Source organism: Shewanella bicestrii (assembly GCF_002216875.1).
GTDB classification, from domain to species: Bacteria; Pseudomonadota; Gammaproteobacteria; order Enterobacterales; family Shewanellaceae; genus Shewanella; species Shewanella seohaensis.
In genome coordinates, this window is record NZ_CP022358.1 from 4678764 (window position 1) to 4689853 (window position 11090).

Annotated in this window: 11 protein-coding genes; 7 read left to right on the plus strand and 4 right to left on the minus strand. The window is 49.3% G+C overall.

All coding sequences use genetic code 11. The features are described from left to right. The first annotated feature begins 70 nt into the window (after positions 1-70). From gorA to CF168_RS20465, 5 genes are all read left to right on the plus strand, one after another. Positions 71-1426 (plus strand): glutathione-disulfide reductase, encoded by a 1356-nt coding sequence (gene gorA / locus CF168_RS20450; RefSeq protein WP_089068826.1) that lies wholly within the window; start codon positions 71-73, stop codon positions 1424-1426. Between the two features lie 324 nt (positions 1427-1750). After that, complete coding sequence (locus CF168_RS22405) at positions 1751-1927, plus strand: hypothetical protein (RefSeq protein ID WP_167373676.1); 177 nt, start codon at positions 1751-1753, stop codon at positions 1925-1927. A gap of 3 nt (positions 1928-1930) precedes the next feature. Continuing rightward, positions 1931-3427: a sodium/proline symporter PutP gene (gene putP / locus CF168_RS20455; RefSeq protein WP_089068827.1), complete on the plus strand. Its 1497-nt coding sequence runs from the start codon at positions 1931-1933 to the stop codon at positions 3425-3427. A gap of 9 nt (positions 3428-3436) precedes the next feature. Beyond that, positions 3437-4543: a glutamate 5-kinase gene (gene proB / locus CF168_RS20460; RefSeq protein WP_089068828.1), complete on the plus strand. Its 1107-nt coding sequence runs from the start codon at positions 3437-3439 to the stop codon at positions 4541-4543. Between the two features lie 11 nt (positions 4544-4554). Next, positions 4555-5802: a glutamate-5-semialdehyde dehydrogenase gene (locus tag CF168_RS20465; protein ID WP_089068829.1), complete on the plus strand. Its 1248-nt coding sequence runs from the start codon at positions 4555-4557 to the stop codon at positions 5800-5802. A 102-nt stretch (positions 5803-5904) separates the two neighbouring features. On the opposite strand, the gene CF168_RS20470 is transcribed toward CF168_RS20465, so the two are convergent. Beyond that, the gene (locus CF168_RS20470; protein WP_011627649.1) at positions 5905-6330 is read right to left on the minus strand and encodes an SH3 domain-containing protein; all 426 of its coding nucleotides are present in this window, start codon (positions 6328-6330) and stop codon (positions 5905-5907) included. A 363-nt stretch (positions 6331-6693) separates the two neighbouring features. After that, on the minus strand, positions 6694-8226 hold the full coding sequence (locus CF168_RS20475; RefSeq protein ID WP_088212799.1) for a DUF3612 domain-containing protein: 1533 nt from the start codon (positions 8224-8226) through the stop codon (positions 6694-6696). Positions 8227-8434: 208 nt separating this feature from the next. On the opposite strand from CF168_RS20475, the gene CF168_RS20480 reads away from it, so the two are divergent. Together CF168_RS20480 and CF168_RS20485 are read left to right on the plus strand one after the other, a co-directional pair. Continuing rightward, the gene (locus CF168_RS20480; protein WP_089068830.1) at positions 8435-8998 is read left to right on the plus strand and encodes a malate synthase; all 564 of its coding nucleotides are present in this window, start codon (positions 8435-8437) and stop codon (positions 8996-8998) included. A gap of 265 nt (positions 8999-9263) precedes the next feature. Next, a complete protein-coding gene (locus tag CF168_RS20485; RefSeq protein ID WP_089068831.1) occupies positions 9264-10214 on the plus strand; it encodes a YeiH family protein in 951 nt (316 codons plus the stop codon). Positions 10215-10263: 49 nt separating this feature from the next. Here the strand turns inward: CF168_RS20485 and CF168_RS20490 are convergent, their stop codons facing one another. Together CF168_RS20490 and CF168_RS20495 are read right to left on the minus strand one after the other, a co-directional pair. Continuing rightward, positions 10264-10410 (minus strand): hypothetical protein, encoded by a 147-nt coding sequence (locus CF168_RS20490; RefSeq protein WP_083758005.1) that lies wholly within the window; start codon positions 10408-10410, stop codon positions 10264-10266. Between the two features lie 112 nt (positions 10411-10522). Further along, on the minus strand, positions 10523-11068 hold the full coding sequence (locus CF168_RS20495; RefSeq protein ID WP_011718776.1) for a helix-turn-helix transcriptional regulator: 546 nt from the start codon (positions 11066-11068) through the stop codon (positions 10523-10525). Between the last annotated feature and the right edge of the window lie 22 nt (positions 11069-11090).

Below are 11090 nucleotides of genomic sequence, written 5' to 3' on the forward strand. Positions count from 1 at the left end.
AAACCCATTCCAACCTACAATGACCTTCTGCTATTAAGCACCTCATTCTTAGAGTTAGACGGAGAAACTCATGGCTCAACATTTTGACTATATCTGCCTAGGCGCAGGCAGCGGCGGTATCGCCTCAGCTAACCGAGCTGCCATGCGTGGCGCTAAAGTTCTACTCATCGAAGCAAAACATGTTGGCGGCACCTGCGTAAACGTGGGCTGCGTGCCTAAAAAAGTCATGTGGTATGGCGCACATATCGCCGAAGCCATGAACCTCTACGCCAAAGATTATGGATTTGATGTTTCAGTCAACAAATTCGACTGGAACACCTTAGTAAACAGCCGCGAAGCTTATATCGGTCGTATCCACGAGGCCTACGGTCGCGGCTTTACCAATAACAAAGTCACCCTGCTGAATGGCTATGGCCGCTTCGTTAATGGCAACACGATTGAAGTAAATGGTGAGCACTACACGGCTGACCATATCCTGATTGCCACTGGCGGCGCGCCAACTATCCCAAACATTCCTGGTGCGGAATACGGGATTGATTCCGATGGTTTCTTCGCCCTGCGCGAACAACCTAAACGTGTCGCAGTCGTCGGCGCTGGCTATATCGCCGTCGAAGTCGCGGGCGTGTTACAAGCACTTGGCAGCGAGACTCACCTGTTTGTACGTAAACATGCGCCGCTGCGTAACTTCGATCCTATGCTAATCGACGCTCTAGTCGATGCCATGAAGACCGAAGGCCCAACCCTGCATACCAACAGCGTCCCTCAATCTGTGGTTAAAAATGCCGACAACAGCCTGACTCTGAATCTGGAGAATGGCGAAAGCGTGACCGTTGATTGCCTGATTTGGGCCATTGGCCGCTCACCCGCAACGGGCAATATCGGCTTAGAAAACACCGATGTGCAACTGGATAGCAAAGGTTATGTGGTAACCGACGCGCAGCAAAATACCACCCACAAAGGCATTTATTGCGTGGGCGATATTATGGCGGGCGGTGTGGAGCTGACTCCCGTTGCAGTTAAGGCCGGTCGTTTACTCTCCGAGCGCCTATTCAACGGCATGAGCGATGCCAAAATGGATTACAGCCAAATCCCAACCGTGGTCTTCAGCCATCCACCGATTGGTACTATGGGATTAACCGAGCCAGAAGCCCGCGCGCAATATGGTGATGATAATGTGAAGGTTTACACCTCAGGCTTTACCTCAATGTATACCGCCGTCACTAGCCACCGTCAGGCCTGTAAAATGAAGCTGGTCTGCGCGGGTAAAGAAGAGAAAGTCGTGGGTATTCATGGCATTGGTTTTGGTATGGACGAGATCCTTCAAGGATTTGGCGTCGCCATGAAAATGGGCGCCACCAAAGCCGATTTCGATGCCGTTGTCGCCATCCACCCCACAGGGGCTGAAGAATTTGTGACTATGCGCTAAGCGCATGACTCAAGCCTTAAATCAGGCTCAATAGCCTGTGAATGTTGCATTTTATAGAAGCGGTTCTGATATTCTCAGCGCCGCTTTTTTATGTTCAACGCTAAGCAATCAAGCCTATTTATCCGCTCTCGACATCCCGCTCTTTCGCCCCAATTTACCATTAAATGCACAGGTAAATTTATCAGTATTCAAATCAATTTCCCTTATTTTACGCCAACCGAAAGTATGCAAACTGGGCATTTCAACTTGATATTTCACTAATAAAGGTCTTATCATAGTTATAGCACTAACTATTATTCTCTCTAAATAAATCAAGGAGGCATTATGTCAGCTCAGCATGCTGCAGATGAAAACCCCATCTCACAGATCATCCGTTCCACCCGGGAACGCCTTCATGGAACACTACAATATTTCTGCCTGTTCGCCATTCTAAGTACCTATCTCTTTGTCATTTTGAAACCGAGCTTCATTCAAAATAACAAAGCGTTAGGAGGAAAATAATCGATGAATTCCCTCTCTTACGTTTCATTGGCAATTTACTTTATTGCCATGCTCGCTATTGGTTTGTTCGCCTATCGTAAGTCGACCGATGATGTCTCTGGCTACATTTTGGGTGGCCGCCAAGTGAGCCCGCACGTCACGGCACTCTCGGCTGGCGCCTCGGATATGAGTGGCTGGATGCTGATGGGTCTGCCCGGCGCCATGTTCCTAGTGGGGTTTGAAACCTTGTATATCGCCCTCGGATTATTAATTGGTGCTCTAATCAATTATCTGGTAGTCGCCCCTAAATTACGGGTCTACACCGAGGTCGCCGATAACGCGCTGACGATTCCTGAGTTCTTCGCTAAACGCTTTGGTCAGGCCGATAACAGCATTCGTATTATTGCCGCCGCCATCATAGTGATCTTTTTCACCCTCTATACCTCGGCGGGCTTAGTCGCGGGCGGCAAGTTGTTCGAATCCGCCTTTGGGCTGAACTACGACATAGGCCTAGTCGTTACCTTAGCCGTCGTGGTGTCGTACACTCTACTGGGGGGATTTTTAGCCGTTAGCCTTACCGACTTTGTGCAAGGCTGCATTATGTTTGTCGCCTTGGTCTTAGTGCCTTTCGTGGCATATCAAGAATTTACCAGCGCAGATCGTATGATGAACTTTGCCTATCAGTCGATCCCGCATTTTACCGACGCGATGCAAAATGTGACGCTGCTAGGCTTAATTTCTAGCCTCTCGTGGGGACTCGGGTATTTCGGTCAGCCGCATATTATTGTGCGTTTTATGGCGATCCGTTCGGTCGCCGACATTAAAACCGCACGCCGCATCGGCATCAGTTGGATGACAGTGACCATTATCGGCGCCTTAGCGACGGGCTTGGTCGGTATCGCCTACGCCAATAAATTTGGCATGAAACTGTCAGACCCTGAAACCATCTTTATCGTGTTTTCAGAGTTACTGTTCCACCCCTTAATCAGCGGCTTCCTGCTGGCAGCGATTCTCGCGGCCATTATGAGCACGATTTCATCGCAGTTATTGGTCTCGTCGAGTTCACTGACCGAAGATATTTATCGCACCCTCTCGAAGAAACAAGCGAGCGAGCAAGAGATGGTGAAAATGGGGCGCTATGGCGTCGCAGGTGTGGCCATTGTCGCAACGCTATTGGCGCTTGATCGCTCTAACAGCATCCTCTCCCTTGTGAGTAATGCGTGGGCAGGCTTTGGTGCCGCCTTCGGTCCGCTGGTGCTGTTTAGTTTGTATAAAGCCAATCTCACCCATAAAGCGGCGATTGCGGGAATTATTTCGGGCGCGCTCACGGTACTCTTTTGGATTTACACTCCCGTGCTTGCCGATGGTAAGGCATTGAGTAGCTTAGTGTATGAGATGATCCCTGGCTTTGTTGTCAGCAGCACAGTGATTTATCTGGTGAGCAAGTTCGATAACGACCCGTGCGCTAAAACCACTAAGCAGTTCCATCAGGCCAGTCGTGTGCTGGCCGAGGAAAGCTAAGGAGGCGCTATGACAGACTCTCCCCGTAAACGTATCGTCGTCAAAGTGGGGAGCGCCTTAATCGCGCCCCACAAGCAAGGTTGCAGTAGCCATTATCTCTTAGGTATCGCGCAGTTTATTACTTACTGCCGCGTCCAAGGTATCCAAGTGGTATTGGTTTCATCCGGCTCGGTTGCCGCTGGGTGGCATCATTTTGAGGGCCAAGCACAGCCGAGTGTCACGGTGAAAAAGGCCATGGCGGCTGCGGGTCAGGCGGATATGATGGCGACGTGGAATAAGCTATTTGATTTTCCCACCGCCCAACTGCTGCTGACCCATGGCGATTTACGTAATCGCGAGCGTTATATCAGTATTCGAGACACGATTTTTAGCCTGCTCGAACACGGTTTAATGCCGATTATCAATGAGAATGACGCCGTGACCGCCGACAAACTCAAGGTTGGCGATAACGACAATCTCTCGGCCATGGTGGCGGCTGCGGCCGATGCCGACACCTTAGTGATTTGCTCGGATGTGGATGGACTCTACGATCAAAATCCCCACGAACATCCCAATGCCAAGCTGATAAAGCAAGTGACTGAAATCAATGCCGATATCTATGCCATGGCGGGGGGCGCCAGCAGCGATGTTGGCACCGGAGGCATGCGCACTAAGATCCAAGCCGCCGAAAAAGCCATCTCCCACGGCATTGAGACCTTTATTATCAATGGCTTTAATGCCGATTCCTTTAGCCAGCTGCTAAAGGGGCAAAATCCGGGCACCCTCTTTACCCCCTACGAAAAACCGATGCAGGAGCATTTGCATTGGATGACCCACACCTCGCAAGCGCAGGGTGAAGTGATCGTCGAGGATGATTTTGACCTCGCACTCGATCAGCACAGCGAGCAATTAACCAGCGATGATGTGGTTGAAGTCAAAGGGGATTTCTCAGTGGGCGACACCATTCTGGTGCGTAAAGGTGATGGCACTAAGTTGGCGAAAGCCAAATCTAACTACAGCAGTTGCCTACTGAGTTTTATTACCGAGCAGGATGATCAGGCGTTTGCCAGTGAATTCCAGCAAAAAACCGGCCCCATCATTTCCGATAAGAATATCGCCATTCTTAAATCCATTTGAGTGGAGAAACTATGAGCCTAATTAAACAAGTATCTGCCGATGCCGCCCATGCGGCCCGCACACTCGCCCAGCTCGATGAGTCGTTAAAAAACACCGTATTACTGGATATGGCGCGCTCATTAAGGGAGAAAAGTTATGAAATCCAAAGCGCGAACCTAATTGACGTGCACCGAGCGACTCAGGATAACTTAAGCCCTGCTATGGTCGATCGCCTCACGCTAAACCAACACCGCATTGAGGCGATGGCGCAAGGAATCGAAACCATCGCCGCCCTGCCCGATCCCGTTGGGCGCGAGCGTTTTATTGGTAAACGCCCTAATGGTTTATCTATCAGTAAAATGCGCGTGCCACTCGGCGTGGTGTGCATGATTTATGAGGCGCGCCCTAATGTCACTGCCGATGCTGGCGCATTGTGCTTTAAATCCGGCAATGCGGTGATCCTGCGTGGCGGTAAAGAAGCGCTACACACCAGCCAAGTGATCGCCAGCATTTTACAGGCGGTACTGACCGCCTATGGCTTGCCTAAAGCCCTAATCAGCGTGATCCCTGATCCTGACCGCGCCCTAATGCTCGAACTGATGCAACAACGGGAATTTATCGATGTGATCATCCCTCGAGGTGGTGAAGGATTGATTAACTACGTCACTGAAAACAGTAGCATTCCGGTTATTCAGCACTTTAAGGGCGTGTGCCATTTATATGTGGATAAAGACGCTAATCAAGATATCGCCTTGGATTTGCTGCTCAATGGCAAAACCCAACGCACAGGAGTGTGCAACGCCCTCGAAGGCTTGTTAGTGCATAAGGATATCGCGCCGCGATTCTTGCCCCGCGTCGCTAAAGCACTGGCCGAGCATCAAGTAAAAATCAATGCATGTCCTCAAGCCGCCGCGTATTTCGACGCCTGCACTTATATGGCAGAAGAGGATTTTGGCCAAGAATACTTGGACTTAGAAATCGCCATTCGCCAAGTCGACAGCTTTGAGGTCGCCACCCAACATATCGCTAAGTTTGGCAGCCATCATACCGAGGTGATTTGCACTGACAATGAACTCACCGCCGCCCGCTTTCAACGCGCAGTGGATGCCTCGGTTGTTATGGTGAATGCCTCATCACGCTTTTCCGATGGCAGCGAACTCGGCCTCGGCGCCGAAATCGGCATAGCCACCACTAAGCTACATGCCTACGGCCCCATGGGACTCGAAGCCTTAACCACTGAAAAATATCTGGTTTCAGGCACAGGACAAATTAGGGCTTAGCGATTACTTAGACGATGTGATTAACTAAGTAATAAAGCCCCAAGGTATTCTCCCTTGGGGCTTTGTTTAAGTGCTCGTCATAGAAATAGAGCTTCATACTTCTTATACGGCTTTCAAATGTTTCGAAAATACCCAAGCGAGTTTGTCTTGAAATAGAAAGGCCTTCCAATCACCGCTTGCAGCCAGCACACTAATGCGCTCACCTTTTGAGAGTGCACCCAGTAACTCCGCATTTTTATTAGGTTGATTACGGATATTGAGCTTATCGATAGTCACTTCATATAGCTGTCCATTCTCCAGAACAGGATTGCTCGCAATGTCCGCGTTTGGCGATTGCAAATGGCTTTTCTCTTGTGACACCACGGTACGAGTGCTAGCACTTGTATTTGCCGATCCGATACGACAAGTTTTGTTCCAAGAAATGCAGGAATTGCCGCACGGTTGACCCTTTTTACAGTTTTTGGCGTTAGCAATGGATATTGGATGCCCCAGAACAAAAACTAACAGCAATATCCATAACCTATTCACATTTCACTCCTTGAATATTCTCGCCTCAAAATAATTACCGCTAGATTGCTTTAAGCATAGATTTACCACCCGATGCCGCAGAATACGACTCCCCTCGGAGTTGCCGCAGGGCGAATAGGCAAATTGCGTGAGTTCGGTCATGGATGACCGACTAGCTTTCGCAGGTGTAGGGACGCATCCTTCGGAAGCGATAGCAAATTTGGCTATGAGCACAAGGGGCATTCAACTCCGTTGGGGGCGGCAAGGGAGATCCAAGAGGGAATTGCTGTTGATCCCCTCTTGGTCGGGTGTGGGTTGAAGACCCACGACCTTAATTCACCTCGGCCGTAAGGCCGCAAAGCTCAACGTAAATCAAATAGTGATTTACGTTGCCCCATCACACTGCGATTTCCCCGCTTGATAACAGCTGGGTTGCCGTGGGCAGACGGCACCGCGGGAGCAGATAAGCCGGGCATCATTTTTAATCCCGCGTTCAATCCAGTTGATATTCAATATCTTAGCCACGCTGACTAGATCGCTTTTAATATGCTTAGGAATCGCGACTGAGCCACCGCCAGACACACAGGCGGCTTTTAAATCATGGGCGATAGAGAGTGCATCTTTGCCTTGGGCTTCAATGGCCGGATTCAAATCGATACCGGCACAGAGCACATGGGGGTTGCCCGCCGAGTCTTCGACCTTAATCGACTCACAGCAGTAAATCCGTGGCTCATTGCCTACATTTAAAATCGAAATTTGCGCCGATGTCCCAACAGAAGGTTCGCTGATCATTCTAAATACCGCCCAGTGCTGGCAAGGGTCTTCCACCAGCCGCATATTGCCCCAAGGCAGGGGAATGCCATTACCACGGTAAACGGCTTTGAGTTTACCCGGCGCATAGGCATCAAAATAATGCCAATGGGGATAAGGCGATACGACCGTCATCCGCCGCATGGCGACCGAGGCCGACACTTGCAGTTGTTTATGCACCTCAATTTCGTAACCGTGGCGGTCGAGTAACTGTCGATAGGGCACCTTAGGACATAACAAGGCTCCGGCAAAGAAGCTGGACTCAAAGTCGCGCCACGCATGCAAAATATCCTGCGCGTTCAGGGTATTAGACTGCATCGTCACTTCTTCATCCATCTCCAATTTTCGGCCAGAAATCATCACACTCTTAAGCCCATCCTTGTTGTGCAATACGCAATGGCCGATATGGGCGGCGAGGTCATACTTCAGTCGGCTGGGGCGATTTTTAAGGACTTTATTGATGTAAATTGTGCTGGGTGGCTCGAAGAAGGAGGTTACTAACTGGTGGGAGCTTACGCCGCGCTCGTCGATCACTTCCTGGGGCGTGCTATCTATCCATTTGATTTTTAAGCCTACACCCTTGGCAATATCCAGCATCTCCTCAAGGGATAAGGGCATACGTTTTAACCCAACCTCTTCGGCGGCACGTTCAAGATCGGGAAAATGGTTTTGATGGTGTTCCTGATGGGCGCGGATTAACAAATGGGCGAATTGCCGACCCGAGATCCCAGTCTGGGATAGCATTTCAGGAATCGCTATTTGCAAAATATCATTTGAAAACAAAAAGCTGGGTTCGAGCGCCATGCCGCTGATCCCACCACGGCGGCCCTTGTCTGGCGTGATGGCGCTCTCCTCGGGTACGTCGTCTAAAAACCAGTCAACGTCCTTTTGAAAAACCGTGGCAATCACGGCCAACATTTCGGCACTGGGCACGCGTTTTCCACGTTCGATCATCGACAAATATGACACAGAGGGCGCACTGCCCGCATCGACGCGAATGCAACGCGCGGATAAATCTTCCATGGTTAAATTGTTACGTTTCCGTAGGTTACGTATTTTTGTCCCTAGGAAATGTGACTTTCTCATCAAGCTCTGGTCATTGCGCATTTTGTAAAATTCACATTGTAAAATTTTTATTGTGAAATTGTAGCGAAAAAAAGACTAGACTACAAATTAAGCAATCGAGGCAGGTTATCCACCTGGCACTGCTTAACCATTAACTCTGTCGGACAAACCAAATTGAAGACAAACGTTGAACCATTAGAAGTGAAATCAAGGCCCTAATTTTTAATTTGAATGTGTAGAGGATGCAGCGATGAATATGTCAATTATCAATAGCCACCAGATCCAACCGAATCTAAACAGCTTCATCGCAGAAGAAGTGCTTGCCGTCGCCCAAGTGAACGTGGCCGAGCATGAAAAACTTGCCCAGGCGAAGCAGTTCCTCGACCGTCATTTCCCACTGGATGCGGGTTCGCACCAGGATGTGATCAGCTATGTGGTTTACTACCAACATCTGCTGGCATTTTTTGCCGACGGCAGCCACAGCGGATTACGCCAAACCAAGCAGTTTGTTGCCTTCAACGGCACTAAAGATGCGCCAAGCGCCATAGTGTTACAGGACCAAGGCTGCCATGTAGAGTTATGTTTCGACCGCACTGGCATGATAGGCGCACGGGATTTAGCGAATTTGGAAGATGTGCAAATTGAAGCGCCCGTTGAGTTAGCCACCGAACCCACAGAGACACGCAGCACCACCTCGCGCCACTGGTTAAGCCTGTTACATGCGGGAATGCCAAGCGCTAACGATATTCAAGACAAGCTGTTTACCGCTAAAGATGGTGGCGACTACAGTCTGCAACGTATCGTAAATCTCTAAATTCCGCATATTTTCACGGGAGAGCTGCCGTCGGCGACTCTCCTTTTTTTACTTCAAACCTACCTACCCATTAAGACTCAATAAAATTGACTTACGAAATAAATTAAATTGATTTTATTGAAACTGAGCCCAATCGTTATAATGCCCGTCTTTGTCAGCGTCCCAATGCTTATTCGATTGGCTTATTCGAGTATCCATGCCTATGTGGATGGAGCTGAAAACCCAAGATTGGCACGATAACACTCAGTCGCAAACCTAAGGCGTTATGAATTTTTCATCGATAGTCTCGCAACTTAAGCAACCCCATCGCCTTGTGTTTATCTGCGCCGCGCTACTGTGTCTTGCGCCTGTTATCTCATCCCCCATGGCGCTTGTGCTCGGTTTTACCTTGGCCAGCCTAGGTTGGGTGCCAAACGACTGGAATATCGCCGCCCTCACCAAAAAATTACTGTCCTATTCGATTATCGGCTTAGGCTTTGGCATTAACTTCAACGCCGCGATTGAGGCCAGCAGCCATAACCTAGGATTAATTGTCGGCTCGATTATTTTTACGCTGATCTTAGGCTTTATGGTGACTCGCGCCCTGAAGTTTGACCCGATCACAGGCCACTTAATCGCCTCTGGCACCGCCATCTGTGGCGGCAGCGCCATTGCCGCCGTATCGCCCGCCATTAATGCCAAACCAGACCAAACCGCCACCGCATTAGCCTGTGTATTTGTACTCAACTCGGTAGCCTTATTTTTATTCCCCGCCCTCGGGCATTTGCTCAATATGAGCCAATACGATTTTGGCGTGTGGAGTGCCATCGCGATTCACGACACTTCCTCAGTCGTCGGCGCGGCCTCTGCCTATGGTGATGAAGCACTTAAAACCGCCACAACCATTAAACTGGCGCGCGCACTGTGGATTATCCCTATCGCCCTTGTCAGTGCGCTGATCTTTGGCGGCGATAAACGTAAGCTTAACCTACCGTATTTTATCGGATTTTACTGTTTAGCCATCGCAATCGCCCATTGGCTGCCGCAGTTTCAGCCGCTCTACGACACGCTGTTTATGGTATCGAAACGTACCTTGGTTCTGTGTCTGTTCTTGATTGGCGCGGGGATTACAGTGCAAAAAATGCGGGCGAGCGGCCCTAAGCCTTTGTTGCTGGGTGTGGTTCTGTGGGCAGCGATTGGGGTAACGTCTTTAGGTTATATTCTGTATTTTCAATAGATTGAATTTGAGCTTAACAGTTCAGATTGACGTGCTAATGCAGGAAGCTTTATTCGGCGTTGGGTTTAATCCGCCAAGCCAACCCCAGTACGCCTAAAAAGGCGGAAAATTCGATCAGCGAGCGGAGTAACCCTGTGGTTTGCGTGGATGCAACCAAGGCAATAAGGCAAAACACAATTAGCAGCGAGTTTTTCAATTGCATCCTCCGACAAACTTAGGGGATGCTCATTATTGTTTAGAACCAAAAAGCCAGCCAATATCGATTTTCAATAACAAATAGCTATAACAACTAAGCCTGAGAGTTTAGGCTAAGCGGCTTTATGGGCGCTATCGGACTCGTTTGCCGCCAGTTCTTGGTTATGTTCTTGAATAAAATCCTCCATAAACCAAGCACAAAAGGTGTGGCGGCCATCCACGGCGGCCTTGCCATAAATGGTCGACGCCTGTTGGCGCACCGTTTTCTCTTTTGTCTGTCTCACTTCGGCAATTTCTTTAAAACTCAGCCCTTTAAGCAATAAAAACGCGACTTGCTGCTCGCTCTTGGTAAAACCCCAAGTATCAAACTGGTTTGCGACGGCTTGGCTGTATTCCTGTCTGGCGGAGCGCATTTGGGTCGACATATTGTCGATTTTTTTATCGGCGTACTCGAGGCGTTTTGCTAAGGCTTTAACTTCGCGCGAGCGGCGAATTAAATCGTAACTGAGGTAGATGGCCCCGACTGCGGTGAGCACTAAGAGTATGGCTTCCTGCACTAAATGCCATTGCGGAATGCCTAATTGAATGTCGGAACTAATGTCAAAAAGCTTAAAGCACATGATGAGTGCCAGCAGACCAATAATGACAATATCCTTCATTTAAAACTCCTAAATAAAAGCA